The organism is Mycobacterium sp. IDUB_3, from assembly GCF_055419585.1.
The window spans coordinates 645,184-663,257 of record NZ_JBVAXZ010000001.1 but is presented as its reverse complement, the minus strand read 5'-3'; the positions used below and the strand labels follow the sequence as shown (position 1 = coordinate 663,257).

15 protein-coding genes are annotated in these 18,074 nt (G+C 67.7%); 8 read left to right on the top strand and 7 right to left on the bottom strand.

Features of this window, described 5'->3' with window-relative positions; translation table 11 throughout:
- Positions 1 to 133: 133 nt before the first annotated feature.
- Positions 134 to 787 carry a biliverdin-producing heme oxygenase gene (locus tag ACZYVJ_RS02850; protein WP_463829631.1) on the top strand — a complete coding sequence of 218 codons (654 nt, stop codon included), beginning with the start codon at positions 134 to 136 and terminating at the stop codon, positions 785 to 787.
- Positions 788 to 818: 31 nt separating this feature from the next.
- Here the strand turns inward: ACZYVJ_RS02850 and ACZYVJ_RS02845 are convergent, their stop codons facing one another.
- Positions 819 to 1,580, bottom strand: a complete 762-nt coding sequence (locus ACZYVJ_RS02845; protein WP_463829630.1) for an SDR family NAD(P)-dependent oxidoreductase — start codon at positions 1,578 to 1,580, stop codon at positions 819 to 821.
- 101 nt (positions 1,581 to 1,681) lie between these two features.
- Here ACZYVJ_RS02845 and ACZYVJ_RS02840 point away from each other — a divergent pair, with 101 nt between their 5' ends.
- The 4 genes from ACZYVJ_RS02840 to ACZYVJ_RS02825 all read left to right on the top strand — a co-directional run bounded on the left by ACZYVJ_RS02840 (position 1,682) and on the right by ACZYVJ_RS02825 (position 5,011).
- Positions 1,682 to 1,867: a hypothetical protein gene (locus ACZYVJ_RS02840; protein ID WP_463829629.1), complete on the top strand. Its 186-nt coding sequence runs from the start codon at positions 1,682 to 1,684 to the stop codon at positions 1,865 to 1,867.
- 86 nt (positions 1,868 to 1,953) lie between these two features.
- Positions 1,954 to 2,637, top strand: a complete 684-nt coding sequence (locus tag ACZYVJ_RS02835; RefSeq protein ID WP_463829628.1) for a GAP family protein — start codon at positions 1,954 to 1,956, stop codon at positions 2,635 to 2,637.
- A gap of 52 nt (positions 2,638 to 2,689) precedes the next feature.
- Positions 2,690 to 3,457, top strand: coding sequence for a class I SAM-dependent methyltransferase (locus ACZYVJ_RS02830; protein WP_463829627.1), 768 nt, complete (start codon positions 2,690 to 2,692; stop codon positions 3,455 to 3,457).
- A gap of 96 nt (positions 3,458 to 3,553) precedes the next feature.
- Positions 3,554 to 5,011, top strand: coding sequence for an aldehyde dehydrogenase family protein (locus ACZYVJ_RS02825; protein ID WP_463829626.1), 1,458 nt, complete (start codon positions 3,554 to 3,556; stop codon positions 5,009 to 5,011).
- 5 nt (positions 5,012 to 5,016) lie between these two features.
- Here ACZYVJ_RS02825 and ACZYVJ_RS02820 read toward each other — a convergent pair whose 3' ends face one another.
- Both ACZYVJ_RS02820 and ACZYVJ_RS02815 read right to left on the bottom strand, forming a co-directional pair.
- Positions 5,017 to 6,249 carry an osmoprotectant NAGGN system M42 family peptidase gene (locus ACZYVJ_RS02820; protein WP_463829625.1) on the bottom strand — a complete coding sequence of 411 codons (1,233 nt, stop codon included), beginning with the start codon at positions 6,247 to 6,249 and terminating at the stop codon, positions 5,017 to 5,019.
- 117 nt (positions 6,250 to 6,366) lie between these two features.
- The gene (locus ACZYVJ_RS02815; protein WP_463829624.1) at positions 6,367 to 7,248 is read right to left on the bottom strand and encodes an HpcH/HpaI aldolase/citrate lyase family protein; all 882 of its coding nucleotides are present in this window, start codon (positions 7,246 to 7,248) and stop codon (positions 6,367 to 6,369) included.
- Between the two features lie 186 nt (positions 7,249 to 7,434).
- Between ACZYVJ_RS02815 and ACZYVJ_RS02810 the strand changes: the two genes are divergently transcribed.
- Positions 7,435 to 8,358, top strand: coding sequence for a class I SAM-dependent methyltransferase (locus ACZYVJ_RS02810; RefSeq protein ID WP_463829623.1), 924 nt, complete (start codon positions 7,435 to 7,437; stop codon positions 8,356 to 8,358).
- 22 nt (positions 8,359 to 8,380) lie between these two features.
- On the opposite strand, the gene zwf is transcribed toward ACZYVJ_RS02810, so the two are convergent.
- Positions 8,381 to 9,880, bottom strand: coding sequence for a glucose-6-phosphate dehydrogenase (zwf, locus tag ACZYVJ_RS02805; RefSeq protein ID WP_463829622.1), 1,500 nt, complete (start codon positions 9,878 to 9,880; stop codon positions 8,381 to 8,383).
- A gap of 134 nt (positions 9,881 to 10,014) precedes the next feature.
- Between zwf and ACZYVJ_RS02800 the strand changes: the two genes are divergently transcribed.
- The gene (locus ACZYVJ_RS02800; RefSeq protein ID WP_463829621.1) at positions 10,015 to 10,197 is read left to right on the top strand and encodes a hypothetical protein; all 183 of its coding nucleotides are present in this window, start codon (positions 10,015 to 10,017) and stop codon (positions 10,195 to 10,197) included.
- A gap of 31 nt (positions 10,198 to 10,228) precedes the next feature.
- Here the strand turns inward: ACZYVJ_RS02800 and ACZYVJ_RS02795 are convergent, their stop codons facing one another.
- From ACZYVJ_RS02795 to hrpA, 3 genes are all read right to left on the bottom strand, one after another.
- Complete coding sequence (locus tag ACZYVJ_RS02795; RefSeq protein ID WP_463832804.1) at positions 10,229 to 11,206, bottom strand: DUF1444 domain-containing protein; 978 nt, start codon at positions 11,204 to 11,206, stop codon at positions 10,229 to 10,231.
- Between the two features lie 81 nt (positions 11,207 to 11,287).
- Entirely contained in the window at positions 11,288 to 12,796 is a 1,509-nt protein-coding gene (locus tag ACZYVJ_RS02790) for an FAD-dependent monooxygenase (RefSeq protein WP_463829620.1), read from the bottom strand.
- A 114-nt stretch (positions 12,797 to 12,910) separates the two neighbouring features.
- A complete protein-coding gene (hrpA, locus tag ACZYVJ_RS02785) occupies positions 12,911 to 16,915 on the bottom strand; it encodes an ATP-dependent RNA helicase HrpA (protein ID WP_463829619.1) in 4,005 nt (1,334 codons plus the stop codon).
- Between the two features lie 136 nt (positions 16,916 to 17,051).
- Here hrpA and ACZYVJ_RS02780 point away from each other — a divergent pair, with 136 nt between their 5' ends.
- Complete coding sequence (locus ACZYVJ_RS02780) at positions 17,052 to 18,074, top strand: YihY/virulence factor BrkB family protein (RefSeq protein ID WP_463829618.1); 1,023 nt, start codon at positions 17,052 to 17,054, stop codon at positions 18,072 to 18,074.

Genomic DNA, 18,074 nt, shown 5'->3' with positions numbered 1-18,074 from the left:
CTATCAACGTGTGTCGCCATACTCCGACCAGGTCAGCCGCGGTCCGCACTTCCACGCGGCTTTGCCCATCACTCAATCGCATCCGCCGCCACAACCCGCCCCGCCCAGATCACCAATGTAATCTGGGCAGGTCATGTGCTCGATCGCCGTCCCAGCAAGCCGCCGCCTGTCGGTCGCGATGAAGGAGGGCTCGGCGGCCGAACACGATGCCGCCGAGCAGAGCCCGTTCATGTCCGAACTGCTCGCCGGACGGATCGGCGCGGCCGGCTATTCCGATTATCTGCTGCGGTTGCGCGTGGTGTATGCGGCCCTGGAGGACGCCGTGCGGACCCGGCGTGACGACTCGATGGTTGCCGCAGTGTATGACCCCGCGCTGGAACGCCTGACGGCTATCGACGCCGACCTCGAACACTGGCTGCCCCGGGGTGCCGCACGCAATGTCGACTCTCCCGCGGCGGCGGCCTATGCCGAGCGGCTCGGCACCCTCACATGGGGCGGTGCGCTGGTGGCTCACCACTACACGCGCTATCTCGGGGATCTCTCCGGAGGCCGGGGCATCGGCAAAATTCTGGATCGCACATTCGATCTCGGCGGCGCCGGCCTCGCGTTCTACGAGTTTCCGGTGCGGCCCAAATCCTACAAAGACGCCTATCGCGCTCGCCTCGACGCTCTTCGCGCCGACACCGGCGACATCGATCGCATCGTCGGCGAGGTCAAATTCGCCTTCGGGCTGAACCAGGCCATCTTCGATGAATTGGCCGACAGCATCGCGGAACCTCAGCGCTGACGCACGCCTATGGACCGGCCCGGCGAATCCGTCAGACCTGGTTGAATCCGCCGTCGGCGGTGACCGTGGAACCGGTGCTGAAGCTGGACAGATCGCTGGCCAAAAACACCGCGGCATTGGCGATCTCGGTGGGATCGGCGAAGCGGCCCAGCGGAATCGTGGCGATGCGTTCGGCGCGGAACTCCTCGATCGAAGCGTCGGGATCGGTCTGCGCGGCCAACGCATTGCTTCCCGGCGTGGCCGTGGAGCCGGCCACGATCACGTTGACCCGGATGTTGCGGTCGGCGAGTTCACTGGCCCAGGCGCGGGCCAGCGAACGGACGGCCGCCTTGGTGGCGGCGTAGATGCTCAGTCCGGCGCGTCCCCGGTCGGCGGTGGTGGAGCCAATCAGGATGATGGAGGCGCCGTCGTTGAGCACCGGCAGCGCTTTCTGCACGGTGTAGACGACTCCCTTGACGTTGGTGGTCAGCAGCGTGTCGAGGTCGTCGTCGTTGATCTCGCCCAGTCGCGCCACCCTCGTCGATCCGGCGTTGGCCATCACGATGTCGAGACCGTTGCCGGCGGCCGCGACCTCGGCGTAGAGCCGGTCCAGGTCCCCCGGCGTTCCGACGTCGCCGCGCACTGCGGTGGCACCCGGGCCCAATTTGCTTGCCGCATCGTCGAGTTCGGGCTGACGCCGGCCCGTGATGAACACCCGGTCGGCGCCCTCGTCAAGGAACCGCTGCGCGGTGGCCAGCCCGATCCCGGAGTTGGCGCCGGTGATGACGGCGGTCTTGTTGTCAAGCAATCCCATTCGGTTCTCCCTAGGTGCGCGGCCGGTCTGGCGTTGCGCTTCCCGGCTATCACCGTTTCGCGCGCTGCCAGATCAGGCGTCCGTTGCGGAGCTTGCCCTTGATGAGCACGTTCGATCGCGATATCGGAATACGCGCCGCCGACGCATCGATAATGCCGCGCATTACCTGCCCCGACACCATCGCCCCCCGCATCACCAGTGGCCGCGGCGGTGAGCGCGATCATCCGCGGCAACCGGCAGCCTCGCCCGACAGGTTCCCACTCGAACTCGTATTGTCTGCAGCATGATCGCCGCCTTGGTCCTGCCGCCGTGGTCAGCGCGCCGCCCGCCGTGGGCGGCCGGTGCATCCGGACGCTAGGCCCGGTACAGACGCGTGGCGGCCCTGGCGCTGGCGCTTGCCGGATTGGCGTTTCTCGACTCGCTCAATGTGCTCAGCGTGGGAGTGGTCTCGGCCATCATCTTCGACAGCCGGCTGGGGCGCCGGTCACCAATTCCGGGCGCCCTGAGCTACATCGCGGGCGTGTTCGCGGTGACGACCGCCTTCGGCGTGTGCACCGTGCTGGGCATCGGCTTCATCACCGAGGTGCTCGACTTTCACCTGACACCGGCAATTCGCTTCCGGGGCGAACTTCTGCTGGGGATCGTCCTGATCGGCTTGGCCTACTTCCCGCTGACCGCACAATCATCGGCACCCGGCTGGGCGCTGGCTGCGATGCGGCAACGTCCGTGGCTGCTCGGATTCCTGGGGCTCGCGGTGGGCAGTGGCCAGGCCCCGACCGCGGTGCCCTACCTCACCGTGCTGGCCATGCTCGCCGCGTTGCACCCGCGACCGCCGCTCTGGCCGCTGGTCATCATCGCCTACTGGGCGATCGCCCTGTCGCCGCCGCTGCTGATCCTTGCCCTCTCGATGAGGAAAACCATGCGAGCCAAGCGCATTCAGCGCGCGATCGTGCGCGCGCTCACCCGCTACGGGCCGATGGCGGTGCGGCTGTTGTTCCTGGTTTTCGGAACCGGCCTGATCGCCGATGCACTGGTCAATCACAGCGCACTGTGGTGACGCGCCACAACTTCTCATGTCTTGCACAGCGAGCCGGATTACGTTGTCGCGTGTGACTGATCGTCAAGAGCGTGCGATGTCCTTCGGTTCGATCGCGCAGGACTACGACGGGCTGCGGCCGCCCCCACCGCAACAGGCGGTGGACTGGTTGTTGCCATCCGGGTGTGAGGTGGCCGTCGACGTCGGTGCGGGCACCGGGTTGTTCACCCGCACGCTCGTCGGCCGGGCGGCGCACGTGGTCGCCGTCGAGCCCGATGCGCGGATGCGCGCGGTGCTGGCCGAGCGGTCCCCCGGGGTTAGCGCCGTGGCGGGCACCGGCGAGGCGATTCCACTCCCCGATGATTCCGCGGACGCGGTGTTCGTCTCGTCGGCGTGGCATTGGATGGATCCCGAACGCGCGGTGCCGGAGATCGGCCGCGTATTGCGCGACAACGGACGGTTCGGGCTGATCTGGACGAGTCGAGATCGCGACGTCGACTGGGTGCGCGACCTCGAGGTGCTGCCCAAGGACGATGCGTCCGAACTGGATGCGCCCGACCGCTTCCGCCGGCGCCACCAGAACGTCGTGCTCCCCGATCCGCAGATCTTCCACAACGTCGCGCGGGAGACGTTCGGGTTCGTGCGGACCATGAAGATCGACGATGTCGTCGCGATGCTTGCCACCTACAGCCGGGTGATCATCGCCTCTCCGGATGACCGCGCGCAGCGGCTCGACAAAGCCCGAGCCGTCCTGGCCGAGCGTTTCCCCGGCGCCGAAGCAATCGACATCCCGATGCAGTCCCGGTGCTGGCGCGCCGACCGGATCGCCCGTGGCCGGTAGCCGCCGTGTCGGTGCGGCGTTTCTTCCGAATGTCGTAGACAGCACCGGGTTAAGCGCGTAACTTCTGCCGCAGCCAGCCGGGTGAGGAGGAGACGCATGACGGTGCAATCCGTACTGGACGAGCTTCGGGAACGCCCCGGTACCGGTGACGTGATCCCGATCTTCGATCCCTCCACCGAGGAGCAGATCGGCTCGTTCACCGACTGCGGCACCGAAGCCGTCGACGAGGCGGTTGCGCGCGCGAAAGCCGGCGCGGAGGCCGGGATCTGGTCCGGCAAGCCCGATTATGAGCGGGCGAAGATCCTGTGGCGCGTCGCGGACCTGATCGACGAGAACGCCGACCTGCTCGCCGAGCTCGAAATGCTCAACGCCGGAATGTATCCCGCGCAGGCGGAGATGCAGGTGAAGATCGGCGCCGAGTGGTTCCGCTACTACGCGGGTTGGTGTACCAAGATCGACGGCATCGCGCGGGATGTGAACACCGGCGGCCTGACCGGCGTCGACTCGCACATGCACACCTATACGGTGCGTGAGCCCTACGGCGTGGTCGGGCTGATCTTCCCGTGGAACGGGCCGGTGTTCAATTTCTGCGCCAAGCTCGCGCCGGCGCTGGCGGCCGGCTGCAACAGTGTGGTCAAACCTGCTGAGGAGACGCCACTTTCAGCGCACGTCCTGATGCGCCTGCTGGCCGAGGCCGGGGTGCCCGACGGGGTGGCCAACCTGGTCAACGGTTACGGGCACACCGTCGGCGCGGCCATCACCGCGCACCCCGACGTGGAGAAGGTCGCCTTCACCGGATCGACGGAGGTCGGCCGCGCGATCGTGCACGCCTCGGCGGACAGCAACCTCAACAAGGTCACCCTGGAGCTCGGCGGCAAGTCGCCGGTGCTGATCTTCGACGATGCGAAGCTGAAGAAGGCGATCCCGATGTCGGCGTTCGGCACCTTCGTCCACTCCGGGCAGGCCTGCGTGTGCGGTTCGCGCATTCTGGTGCAGCGCGGCGTCTACGACCAGGTCGTCGAGGGCATGGCGATGGTCGCCGACGCCATGAAGATGGGTGGCCCCAAAGAAGAGGGCACCATGAGCGGCCCGCTGATCAGCCAGAAGCAACTCGATCGGGTGCTGGGTTACCTCGAGCAGGGTTGGTCCGACGGCGCTCAGATAGTGACCGGCGGGCACCGGCTGGACCGCAAGGGCTACTTCGTGCACCCCACGGTCGTCACCGACGTCGATCCCGACACCAGCCGGTTGTTCCAGGAGGAGATCTTCGGGCCGGTCGTCACGATCCTGCCGTTCGACGACGAGGACGAGGCGGTCGCGCTGGCCAACAACAGCACCTACGGGCTGGCCGCGACGGTGTGGACCAAGGACCTCGGTCGCTCGCACCGGCTGGCCAAGCGGCTCAAGGCCGGAACCGTCGGGCTCAATTGCGCTTTCCCGTACGACCACTCGATGCCGTTTGGCGGCTACAAGCAATCCGGCTGGGGCCACGAGTCCGGCAAGGCCGGCATCGAGACCTACCTACAGACCAAGGTCGTCTGGGCCCAGATGTAGCGGCCTCAGGCCTGGGGTCCCTCCGGCGGCCAGTGTGTCCCGGGCGACGCCTCGCCGGGGCTCTCGAAATCGCCGCGGGACAGCGGCACCCACCGCTCGCTGGGTGCGGGCTGCTCTTGCGAGGGAAAGTCGCGCAGGCTGCCGGTCGGCTTGGCGTCCCACTTGGCGAACGTCAACGGTGTCTGCAGCCAGGCGTGCAGCAGGTGATAGGCCGCTTCTAGCGAATCGATGTGGGTGCGCTCCCAGCCATGGCTGCCGTCGAGGCCGAAGCCGACCAGCGCGGCGCGGGTGTTGGCCCCGGCCTCGATCGCCGCCGCGGCATCGGAGCGGTAGTAGCGAAAAATGTCACGCGCGAACGGAATTCCCTGTTCGTGCGCGAGCCGGCAAAGTTTCCGGGTCAGGTGGTAGTCGAATGGGCCGTGCATGTCGGCCATCGGGATCGTCACGCCGTCCTCGAGCGAATGCTGGCCCGGCGCGCACACCGCGTTGTCCACCGACACCAGCTCGGCGACATCCGCGGGCAGGCCGTGGCTGGCCCCGTGGCCGACCTCCTCGGTGATGGTGACCAGGATCGTGGTGCGGTGCGGCAGCACCACTTTGTTCTCGGAGAAGTTCTTGGCCAGGGCCAGCGCGATCGCGACGCCCGCCTTCCCGTCCAGATGACGAGAAACGATGAAACCGTCGGCGGTGAGTTCGGGGCTGGTGATCAGGGCCACGAAATCACCGACCTGCAGGCCGAGCCGAACCAGGTCCTCCCGCGTCGACACGCTGCGGTCGATGCGGACCTCGACGTGGTCCCAGTCCGTGGGTTGCGTGTCGATTGCGTCGCCGAACGCGTGCCCGCTGGCCTTGAGCGGCATGACCGTACCGGTGATGAACTCGTCGGGGTCGTCGATGAAGATGCGCACCCGGGCGCCGGCGGCGAACCGCGCCGAAAAGGTGCCGACCGGAACGATCTCGAGGCGGCCGTTGTCCTTCAGCTCGCGGACCATGCAGCCGATCGTGTCGGAGTGCACCACCAGGGCCCGGTCGATGGTCGCGGATTCACCGGGCAATTCGGCGGTCAGCGCTCCCCGCCGGGTCAGCGTGAATGGCACCCCGAAATGGTCGAAGATGTCGCCGATGACCTGCATCACCGCATCCGTGCGTCCCGACGGGCTCGGGGTCTGCAGCAGCGCCAGCAACGTGTCGATCATCCAGGTGCGGTCGGCCTCGGCCATGGCCGCGGACTGGCCCACGTTATCTCCTCTCGAGTCGCCTCCGAACGCGTTCAACCTACCGTGTGGCAGGCACCGAACGCCCGTCGCGGGCTTGCGCCGCGCACCGCCACCGTGCGCACGATATGTCCACTCGGCCTAAGAGGCGGATTCCATCTCCGAGATCAAATCCGCGAGGGTCAGGATTCGCTGAGCGTCGCGGACGTGCAGGCTCTCGATCATGCGGCCATCGACGGTGATCACGCTGGTCCCGGCCGCCTGCGCATGCTGGTAAGCCGAGACGATCTTGCGGGCGTTCTCCAGCTCCTGGTGTGACGGACCGAACAGCTCATTGGCCGGGGCGATCTGCGACGGGTGGATCAAGGTCTTGCCGTCGAATCCCATTTCGCGGCCCTGTTGGGCCTCGGCCCGGAATGCGCCCTCGTCGGTGATGTCGTTGAACACGCCATCCAAGATCACCTTTCCGGCCGCCCTCGCTCCCAATAAAGCCAGGCCGAGGGCGGGCACGGCGGGTGCGCGCCCGCGAACGTGCAGGCCGTGCAGCTCGTTGACCAGGTCGTTGGTCCCCACCACCAACCCGGCCAGGCGATCGCTGGCCGACGCGACCTCCTCGGCCCGCAGAAAGGCCCGGGGCGTTTCGATCATCACCCACAGCTGCAACGAGTTCGGCGCTCCTAAGGCGTCGAGCGCCTCGGCCAGCGCTTGAACCTGTTGGCCCGTCTCGACTTTCGGCACCAGCACACCGTCGGCCGTCGATCCGGCCACGGCGGCCAGGTCGTCCCGGTGCCAGTCGGTGTCCAACCCGTTGATCCGCACCACGACCTCGCGGGGCCGGTAGCTCTGCGACGAGATCGCGTCGCACACCGTCGCCCTCGAATCGGCTTTCGCGTCGGGCCCCACCGCATCCTCGAGGTCGAATATCAGCACGTCCGCCGGCAGCGACTTACCCTTCTCCAGCGCGCGGGGCTTGTTGCCGGGCAGGTACAGAGCGGATCGGCGCGGGCGCAGGGTCGGTGCCATGGAGTTATTCACTTTCGGAGTCGGCGTGCAACGGGGATGGGAGTCAGATGCCCGCGCGACGGGTGCGTGGTGCGCGCGACATAGCCAGAAAGTACCCTTCGGTACCGGTGGTGTAGTCGCCGGTGGCGAGCGGCCCCGACCGCTGAATTGGCCGACGTGGCGGGTGGATCCGGAAGGGGAAAGCGAATGTCATCATCTGGTTCGGCGCGTACCGAGGGCGACAGCTGGGACCTGGCCTCCAGCGTGGGGGCGACCTCGACGATGGTGGCGGCGTCCCGGGCGCTGGCATCGCGCGAGCCGGATCCGCTACTGGATGACCGGTTCGCCGAGCCCCTGGTGCGCGCGGTCGGGCATCCCTTCTTCACCCGCATGCTGGACGGTCAGATCCCGCTCGACACCGGCGACATGCCGATGACGCTGCAGCAGCGGCGCGAGCAGATGACCGTGCGGACCAGGTTTTTCGACGACTTCTTCGGCGCCGCCACCGCCGCCGGAATCCGGCAGGCCGTCATCTTGGCCGCCGGGCTGGACGCGCGGGCCTATCGATTGTCGTGGCCATCGGGCACGGTGGTGTTCGAGGTCGACCAGCCGGAAGTCATCGCCTTCAAGACCGCCACGCTCGCCCAGATCGGCGCGGAACCGACCGCCGAGCGCCGGACCGTCGCCATCGATCTCCGCGATGATTGGCCAACGGCCCTGCGCGACGGTGGCTTTGACACCAACTCCCCCACCGCCTGGATCGCCGAAGGCCTGCTGCCCTATCTACCGCCCGACGCCCAGGACCGGCTGCTGGACAACATCACCGCGCTCAGCGCCCCGGGCAGTCGGATGGCCACCGAGAACATCACCGACATGAGCGTCTTCACCGACGAACGGGCCCGGGCGATGCGCAGCACCTGGCGGCAGCACGGGCTGGACATCGATGTCGCCGAGCTGATTTGGCTCGGGGAGCGCCGCCCCGCCGCTGATCACCTGGGCGCCACCGGCTGGAACGTCACCCGCCACCCCACCGAACAGGTCTATGCGGGTTACGGATTCGCGCTGCCGGACAACGAAATCCTCAAGCAATTCCGTCACGCAATCAGTTACCTCAGTGCCGAACTGCGCTGAGCCCCAGGAGTTCGGCCTTCCGCTAAGGCTTGGCCTCGCGCCACTCCCGCTCGAACGGCAGCCGCCACGCATTCGGCGCGATCAATTGGTGAATCGCGTTGGGCCCCCATGTGCCCGGCTGATACAGCTTGGCCGGCGGCGGATCGGTAAGCAGACCTTCCGAACGCTCCCACAATGATTCGATGCCTTCCGCGGTGTTGAACAGCGTGTGGTCGCCCCGCATCGCATCGAGGATCAATCGTTCGTAGGCCTCCAGCACATCCACGACGGTGTCGATCTCCTGCGAGGAGAACTGCATGGACAGTTTGTCCAGCTTCATGCCGGGCCCCGGCCGCTTGCCATAGAACGACAGCGAAACCTTTGAGTTGTCGGCAAGGTCGAAGGTGAGGTGATCGGGACCCTGGGTGCCCACCCCGGATCCGGGCGGGAACATGGTTCGCGGGGCCTCTTTGAACGCGATCGAGATGATGCGGATGCCCTCTGCCATCTTCTTACCCGTGCGCAGGTAGATGGGCACCCCGGCCCACCGCCAGTTGTCGATGCCGACCTTGAGCGCGATGAACGTCTCGGTGTCGGAATCCTTTGCCACGCCGTCCTCGTCGCGGTATCCGTTGTACTGACCGCGGACCACATTGGCGGGTTTGACCGGCAGCATCGATCGGAACACCTTGTTCTTTTCCTCGCTGATGGCGAACGGTTCAAGCGCCGTCGGCGGTTCCATCACCACGAACGCCATCACCTGGAACAGATGGGTCACCACCATGTCCTTGTAGGCGCCGGTCTCTTCGTAGAAGTTCGCCCTCTGGTCCAGGCCCAGGGCCTCGGGAATGTCGATCTGGATATGGTCGATGAAGTTGCGGTTCCAGATCGGCTCGAAGAGGCCGTTGGCGAAGCGGAAGGCCAGGATGTTCTGCGCGGCTTCCTTGCCCAAGAAGTGGTCGATGCGGAAAATCTGCGATTCCTCGAAGGTTTCGTGCACGAAGTCGTTCAGCGCCACCGCGCTGGCCAGGTCGGTGCCGAACGGTTTCTCCATCACCACCCGCGAACGTTCGACCAGCTTGGCATCGCGCAGCATGGTGATGACGGCGCGCGCCGCCTTGGGCGGCACCGACAGGTAGTGCAGTCGCCGGACGTCGGGCCCCAGGTTGTCCTCGGCCTGCGCCACCGCCTCGGCCAGCGCCTCGGGTCCGGCGCCCTGGGGGACGTAGGTGATTATGTTCGCGAAGTTCGACCACTGCTCGGGCGTGAGTGTGTGCGTGCCGAAGGAATCGACCGCCTTCTTGGCGAGATCGCGGAATTCGTCTTGACTCAGGTCTTCCAGCGACGTGGCGACGATCTGAATATCGGGCGCCAATTCGGACTGGTCCAGGTACGCCAGACCGGGGATCAGCTTTCGTTTCGCCAGATCGCCCGTCGCCCCGAAAAGGACGATGACGTGCGGGTCGAGCGGATCGGAATGGTGGCGACGCGGGCGGGCGTCGGCAGCGGGATAAGAGATGGTCTGAGGTTTCTCGGTAGCCACTCTTGCGATACTTCCATCGCCACGGCCTTGTGTCTCGTTCGTTCGACGGTCGCCGGATCTGGTTAGCGAACGCGCGATCGGGTATGGAATAGCGGCGGGTTCCCGGCGCCGGGGCCCGTCCCCCACCAACGCCGATGGAAAGCGATATGACCAAACCCGACAAAGACCCGCTGAGCCGCGCTCAGGAGCTGGAAAACATCGTCGACCAGCTCGAGGAGAAGGTTACCGAGGAGAGCGAAGCCGAAGGCGTTCCCGGCAACCGCAGCGACCGGGAACGAGCGGCTGTCCGCGGCCCCACCAGCGAGCCGCCGGACTAGCGGTTCTCCGGCCTGGCTCAGGTGAGCACCGTCATTCACTCGGTATGTCGATGGCGTGCGCCTTCAGCGTCGCCAGCAGCTCGGCCGTCGGCCATTCGTCGGCCCGGTAGCGGACCGGATTGATTCCCGCGACGGGAAGGATGCCCACCGCGTCGACCACCGTCGGGAACGGCACGGTGAACCTGTCGGACACGTTCGACGGCTCGCCGACCACGAACGTGACGTAATCTGTCTGCGGCAACTCCCACGGGATCCCCTGCCCCCACACCGCATTGGTGCGCCGGCCCCAGGCCGTCTCGATCATCTGCGCGTCGCCGACGTATTGCGGGAACAATTCGCGCTCATAATGCTCCCGCAAGAATTCGGCCTGGTGCTTGTATTCCTCTGTGGCCAACAGGGTTCGGGCCCTCAACGCCAACCCGCGCAGGGGGTGCGGGCCGGCCTGATCGAACGGCGCGATGACGCTGCCCACGATGGTGTAGCCCTGCGGCGAGATGGGCTGGTCGGCGTCGAGGTACATCTGCTCGGCGGCCTCGAAGAGGTCCTCGGCGTTATCGGGCGCATCGGTGCCCAGCAGTAACACGCCGTCGCCCGGGAAAAACACCAGCGGGCGGGGGCCGCCGGCCACCGCCAGCGAACCCAGCCAGCCGGTGGCCAGGATCATCGAATCGATGTAGGTGCCGCCGTCGGCGTCTTTCAACAAAAACTTTTCACCCGGCGCGAAGGGCTGCTGGCGCGCCGAAAGGTTCTCCCTGGCCACCGCGAAGGCCTGATCGCCGGTGACGCCCCAGGCGCCCGTTTCCGCCGGCGACACTATGGCCCGCACGGTGGGGAGGTCGACGACCACCATCTCGTTGATGAAGGGGAACACCGGGCGGACCCAGGGCTGGGCCCCGGTGTTGACCAAGCTGTTGACGTAGCTTTGCGGGCGCAGCATCGGCCGGAGCAATGGTTGGGCCTCGGCCCAATCCATGGGCGGAGTCGGCGGTTGCTCGGTTGCCATGTCCACGGTCGGTGCTTCCTGCTCTTGAACAGCGAACACGCACGTTACACCCTGCGCCGGCCGGCACAAGTCACCCTTTTGGTTGCCTCACGTCGCAGCCGGCCCGAACCAGATGGCGAGGGCATCGCGCAGCGCCGGGTCGGTGCCGGCGCCCGCCCAGGCGACGTGTCCGTCCGGCCGGATCAGCACCGCGGGCGGCACACTCACGGTGCCCAGCACGGGAAGCACGCACCGGTCAACATGTTTCGCGTCGACCGTCTTAACCCGGTCCGCCCAGGGCGCGATGTCGATGCGGCCGGTCTCGCCGAAATTGAGCAGCACCGGGCGGGCGTAGCGCAGCAGGTCGAACACCCGCAGCGACCCGTCGGCGGTGACCAGGTCCAGGTCGGGCATGCGGCGGCCCACCAGCGGGTGCCCCTCGCCCAGGTCGTAATGGATGTCCAGGCCGGACATCATCGCGGCGAAGCAGGTGCGGGGTTCGTCCATGGCGAGCAGGTCGGACACGCTGTCGCGCAGTGCCTTGGTGCGTTCGTCGGGGTGCAAGAGCGCCATCTGCGCCAACGCGTTGCGCACTACCCGCCGCGCAACCGGGTGCCGTTCGGCGTGGTAGCTGTCCAGGAGGCTGTCGGGCGATGTCTTGTTGACCACCTGGCCCAGCTTCCAGCCCAGATTCACCGCATCCTGCACGCCGGTGTTGAGGCCCTGCCCGCCTACCGGGTGGTGAATATGTGCGGCGTCCCCGGCGAGCAGGACCCGGCCGCGGCGGTAGGCGGTGGCCTGGCGCGCCGCGTCGGTGAACCGGGAAAGCCAAGTGGGACTGTGGATTCCGTAGTCGGTTCCGTATGCGGCGACGAGTGCCTGGCTCAGCTCGCGCAGCGTGGGTTCGGAGCCAGGTCCAAGCTGCGCCTCGGTGACCATCACCCGCACCGGGCCGCGGCCCTCCTCGGCGGTGGACAGGGCGTGGACTCCGATCGCGTCGTGGCGGATGCCCCACTGCGGGGATTGTCCGGTCCCGAAATCCATTTCGACCTCGGCGAGCAGATAGCTGGTCGTCGCGTCCCATCCGGGAAATTCGATGCCGGCCGCCTTGCGAATCACGCTGCGTCCTCCGTCGCAACCGACGAGATACTCACCCCGCATCTTGCGGCCGTCGGCCAGGCCGACGTCGACGCCGCTGCGGTCCTGGGCAAATGTTGCCACCTGCCCGCCACGGTAGATCGGCACGCCGAGCTCGCCGACCCACTCGGCCAGGATGCGTTCGATCTCGTTCTGCCACAGCGCGAGTCCGTAGGGATGCCGGGTGGGAAAGTCACTGATGTCCAGCCGGATCTGGGAGAACCCGGCGACCTGCGCCACCTGGCCCCGGGACAGGAACCGATCGGCGATGCCACGCTGATCGAGAACTTCGATGGTGCGGGAATGCAGGCCGCCGGCCCGCGCTCCGATCAGGTCCTGGCTGGTGCGCCGCTCCACAATGGCGGTGTCGACCCCCGCCAAAGCCAACTCGCCCGCCAGCATCAGCCCGGTCGGACCGCCCCCGGCGATGAGCACCGCGTGCTCGATGCCGTCGTCCCCTGATTCCGCCGAAACATCCACTTCGCCACCCCGATTCGCCTGAATTCTGGTCGAGGACAGCGATTTTGCATCATCACCCGGGTCTTGCGGCAAGCCCCCGTATGCGCTATAGGTTGAAAGTGGCGGGGAAAACAATCACCAACGGTTGCGCACCGCGTCGATCGCGCGGTAGATCCGCTGCTCGCTGACCGGGCGAGGCGTGCCGAGTTGCTGGGCCCACAGGCTCACCCTCAATTCCTCGATCTGCCGGGCGATAGCGCGAACCTCGGAGGCCGCCCCCGCCGACTGCGGCAGCTCCTGCACCAGCTCGTCGAAGGCCACCTGCACGGCGTGCACCCGTTGCATGCGCTCCAGATCGGCCTGGGCGGCGCGAGGCAGCGCGTCGAGGCGGCGACGAATCCCAAGCAGGTAGCGGGTCAGATCGGCGAGCTGCGCGGCCCCGGTGGCGGTGACGAAACCGGCCGGCAACAGCCGAGCCAGCTGCGCACGGATGTCGGCGATCGCATCGGTGTGCGCGGGCGGCGGATTCGCGGGCAGCAGGAGTTGCACCTCCTGAGCGGCGGCCAGCACCTTCTCGACACGGCCCACGATGTCGACGGTGGCGGGCAGCAGGGACTTTTCCGCCCGCTGTTGCAGCACGGCGAACTCCGCGCGCGTCCACACCGGCGCCGAAACGAGCGCGTCGGTCGCGGCATCGGCGCAGTCACCCAGCAGCGCGGGCAGATCACCGTCCGGGTTGGTGCCGAGAGCCAGCCGGGTCCGTGGATCGAGTTGACGCGCAATGGCTTTGACCGGGGAGGCGACGCTGAGCCGCACCAACCGCCGGATGCCGGGCCCCATCGCCTGGTCCTGCTCGGCCGACGTGGCGAACACGCGAAGGTCGACGGCGCCGCCCGCGTCGACGAACGCGGGAAACCCCCGCACGGTCCGTCCGTCAATCGTGCGTTCGACGACGCGCGGCAGCTCGTCGAGGTCATCGGGCCAGCCGCGCAACCCCGCCTGCTCCAGCTCGCCGGCGACCGCATGCGCGACGGCTTGCCGGGCCGGCGCCGTGAGCCGCTCCTGCAGCGCCCGCAGATCCTTGCCCCGGGCCACCTCGGCGCCGTCGCCGGCCTCGACCGCGAACGTCACTCGCAGGTGCGAGGGCAGCTTGTCCAGGTCGAAGGCGTCGATGGGCACCAAAACCCCGGTGCGACGGCGTAACTCGCGTTGCAGCGCCGGCAGCAGCGGCTCGGCCGCCGGATCGATTGCCGCCAGCACGGCGCGCGCCGTGTCGGGGGCGGGAACGAAGTTGCGGCGCAAGTCTTTCGCCAGCGAGCGGATGAGCGCGGTCACCAGTTCCTCGCGCAGCGCCGGCACCTGCCAGGCGAACTCGTCGCCGCCCAAGCGCGCCAGCACGTCCATCGGCACGTGCACGGTGACACCGTCGTCGGCGGCTCCGGGCTCGAATCGGTAGGTCAACTGCAGCGCGACATCGCCGGTGCGCCACGTGCTTGGCCGATCCGCGTCGGCGGTCTCGTCGGTGCGCAGCAGGTCGGTGCGGGTGAACGTCAGCAGGTCCGGTGTCTTGTGCCGCTGCTTCTTCCACCAGGCGTCGAAGTGCCGCGCAGACACGACGTCCGCGGGGATGCGGGCGTCGTAGAGCGCATACACGTCGTCGTCGCCGACCAACAGGTCGCGCCGGCGGGCCCGCTCCTCCAGCTCCTCGAGCTCGGCCCGCAGCCGCGCGTTGTCGGCGAAGAAGTGATGGCGGGTGTGCCAGTGGCCCTCGACCAGTGCGTGGCGGATGAACAACTCGCGCGCCACCACCGGCTCGATGCGCGCGAATCCGACGCGGCGGCGCGCGACCAGCGGGAGCCCGTACAGCGTCACCCGCTCGTAGGCCATCACCTCGCCGCGTTGGGCGTCCCAATGCGGCTCGCTGTAGGTGCGCTGCACCAAATCGCCGGCGACCCGCTCCACGACTTCGGGCTGGATGCGGGCGGCGGTGCGCCCGTACAAGCGGCTGGTCTCGACCATCTCCGCCACGACGACCCAACGCGGCGGCCGTTTGGCGAGCGCCGAGCCGGGCGCGAGCACGAAGTGCGAGTTGCGGGCGCCCAGGTATTCGCGGGTGTCCTCGCGGCGCATGCCCACGTGCGACAACAGCCCCGCCAGCAGTGCCGCGTGCACCCGCGCCGGATCGGCCGGCTCCTCAGTTGCCGCGTCCTCGACGATGCCCAGTTCGCGGGCGATGCTGCGCAGCTGCCCGACCAGATCCTGCCATTCGCGAATGCGCAGATAATGCAGGAACTCCGAACGACACATTCGCCGAAACGCATTGCCCGATAGAGACTTCCGCTGCTCGCGCAGATAGCGCCACAGGTTGAGATAGGACACGAAGTCGGAGTGCTCGTCGGCGAAACGGGCATGCTTTTGGCGGGCCGCCTCCTCGCGGTCACTCGGGCGTTCCCGCGGATCCGGGATTGTCAGTGCCGCGGCCAGCACCAGCATCTCGCGGACGCACCCCTCGGTCTGTGCCTGCAGGATCATCCGGCCCAGCCTCGGATCGACGGGCAACCGCGCGAGGCGGCGGCCGAGATCGGTGATGGCGCCGTGCTGGTCGAACGCGCCGAGTTCGGCCAGCAGCTGCACGCCGTCGCGGACGCTGCGACGGTCCGGCGGATCGAGGAAGGGGAACTGCTCGATGTCGCCGAGCTGCAGGGCCGCCATCTGCAGCAGCACGGCCGCGAGGTTCGTCCGCAGGATCTCGGGCTCGGTGTAACGCGGCCGCGCCGCGAAGTCCTGCTCGGAGTAGAGCCGGATGCACACGCCGGGCGCGACCCGGCCGCAACGGCCGGCCCGCTGCGCGGCGGACGCCTGCGAGATGGGCTCGATCGGCAGCCGCTGCACCTTCAAGCGCCGGCTGTAGCGCGAAATCCGGGCATTGCCCGGGTCGATGACATAGCGGATCCCCGGCACCGTCAACGACGTCTCGGCGACGTTGGTCGCCAGCACGATGCGGCGCCCGGTATGCGGCGCGAACACCTTCTGTTGCTCGGCGGTGGGCAGCCGCGCGTACAGCGGGAGCACCTCGGTGTGCTTGAGTCCGCTCAAAGCCTCTGCGGTATCCCGGATCTCGCGCTCGCCGGAGAGGAAGACGAGGATGTCTCCCGGCGGCTCGGCCTCGAGTTCACCGACCGCGTCGACGATCGCCTCGACCTCGTCGCGGGTCTCGGTCCGCACGATCTCGTGGTCCGGGTCGTCCGGGTCGTCATCGGAGGCCGAAGGCACGGCGACTTCCAGCGGCCGGTAGCGCACCTCGACCGGATACGTCCGTCCGGACACCTCGATGATCGGCGCTCCGCCGCTGAGCACATGTTCGGCTCCGCCGCTCAGCACATGTTCGGCTCCGCCGCTGAGCACATGTTCGGCTCCGCCGCTGAGCACATGTTCGGCTCCGCCGAAGTGCGCCGCGAAGCGCTGCGGCTCGATCGTCGCCGACGTGATGATGACCTTCAGATCGGGGCGGCGAGGCAGCAACTCACGCAGGTACCCGAGCAGGAAGTCGATGTTGAGGCTGCGCTCGTGCGCCTCGTCCAGGATCAGCGTGTCGTAGCGCAGCAGGCGGCGGTCGCGCTGGATCTCGGCGAGCAAAATGCCGTCCGTCATCAGCTTGATCAGCGTGCGGTCACTGACCTGGTCGGTGAAGCGCACGGTGTAGCCGACGGTGTCGCCGAGCGGGCTGCCCAGCTCGTCGGCGATGCGCTGAGCGACGGTGCGGGCGGCCAGCCGGCGGGGCTGGGTGTGGCCGATTGTTCCGCGGATGCCGCGGCCGGCCTCGAGACAGATCTTGGGCAGTTGGGTGGTCTTCCCCGATCCGGTCTCCCCCGCGATCACCACCACCTGGTGCGTCCGGATGGCTGCGGCGATTTCGTGTCGCCGCTCGCTGACCGGGAGGTCGGGGTAGGTGATGGTGGGGACGGCGGCTTGCCGGGCGGCGACGACCGCGTGCGCCGCGGCGACCTGATCGGCGAGCTGCCGCAGCTTCTCGGGCGAGGCGTCGCGGAGGTTTTTCAGGCGCCGGCCGAGACGGGCGGCGTCGCGTAAGGTCACACCGTCGAGTTGGTTGCGCAACTGCGCTGCAGACGGTTCGGCCACCCCGCACAGAATAGGCACTCGCGCGGCGGCGTCCCCAACGCGGCGGGTGACCGGCTGGGTTGATCGTGGGCGGATCCGGGTATCACGTGGCGAGTGCATCGAATTGGATGCCGGCTGGTGGGGGAAGTGATCGGCGATGGTCGGTTGGCTGGACGAGCTGCAGCGGCGTAATCGAGTCGTCGGCGTGATCGTCGCTGTTGTCTACAAGTACAACGACGATCAGGGCGGTTACCTCGCGGCGCTGATCACCTATTACGGGCTGGTGTCGCTGTTTCCGCTGCTGCTGCTGTTGACCACCGGCCTCGGGGTGGTGCTGGCCGGTAGACCCGATCTGCAGGCACAGGTGCTGCACAGCACCTTGAGCCAATTCCCGGTGCTCGGCGACCAGCTGCACCACCCCCAGGGGCTCAGCGGCGGAGCGGTGGGCGTGGCCGTCGGGCTGCTCGGCGCGCTCTACGGCGGGCTGGGCGTCGGCCAGGCGCTGCAGAACGCGATGGACACGATCTGGGCGGTGCCGAAGCACAAGCGCCCCAACCCGATTCTGTCCCGGCTGCGCAGCCTGCTGTTGCTGTTGGTGCTCGGCTCGGCCGCCATCGCGGCCACCGTGTTGGCCGCGGCGGGCCACGCCACCGGGGCGCTCGGCATCTTCAGCAAGATCGGCCTCGCGCTCGTCGCGATGGCCATCAACGCGGTGATCTGCCTGGTGGCCTTCCGGGTGACCACGGCGCGGGCCCTGACATACCGGGAGGTATTGCCGGGAGCGATTGCCGCAGCGTTCATTTGGCAGATGCTGCAGTGGTTCGGGGCCGGCTATGTGGCGCACACCGTGAAAAGGGCCAGCGCCACCAACAGTGTGTTCGCACTGGTCTTGGGCGCGTTGGCGTTTCTGTTCCTCGCGTCGGTGGCGCTGGTGATGTGCGCCGAGGTCAATGTCGTCCTGGTGGAGCGGCTCTACCCCCGCGCGCTGCTCGGCGCGTTCAGCGATGACGCGGATTTGACGCTGGCGGATCGCCGGACCTACACGAAGAAGGTCAAAGCCGAACGGGTCAAAACCTTCGAGCGGGTTCACGTGCATTTCGAGGACGTCAAACGCCTTCCCGCGAAAACCGTTGGGCGCCTTGCGGCATTTCACGATTTTCGTCGCCCGCCCACGCCATGA

Bases quoted from the DNA above. Each gene is read 5' to 3' on its own strand.
- ACZYVJ_RS02850 (WP_463829631.1), top strand. From the start codon at position 134: ATGTGCTCGATCGCCGTCCCAGCAAGCCGCCGCCTGTCGGTCGCGATG.
- ACZYVJ_RS02845 (WP_463829630.1), bottom strand. From the start codon at position 1,580: ATGGGATTGCTTGACAACAAGACCGCCGTCATCACCGGCGCCAACTCC.
- ACZYVJ_RS02840 (WP_463829629.1), top strand. From the start codon at position 1,682: ATGAGCACGTTCGATCGCGATATCGGAATACGCGCCGCCGACGCATCG.
- ACZYVJ_RS02825 (WP_463829626.1), top strand. From the start codon at position 3,554: ATGACGGTGCAATCCGTACTGGACGAGCTTCGGGAACGCCCCGGTACC.
- ACZYVJ_RS02815 (WP_463829624.1), bottom strand. From the start codon at position 7,248: ATGGCACCGACCCTGCGCCCGCGCCGATCCGCTCTGTACCTGCCCGGC.
- ACZYVJ_RS02810 (WP_463829623.1), top strand. From the start codon at position 7,435: ATGTCATCATCTGGTTCGGCGCGTACCGAGGGCGACAGCTGGGACCTG.
- ACZYVJ_RS02800 (WP_463829621.1), top strand. From the start codon at position 10,015: ATGGAAAGCGATATGACCAAACCCGACAAAGACCCGCTGAGCCGCGCT.
- ACZYVJ_RS02780 (WP_463829618.1), top strand. From the start codon at position 17,052: ATGGTCGGTTGGCTGGACGAGCTGCAGCGGCGTAATCGAGTCGTCGGC.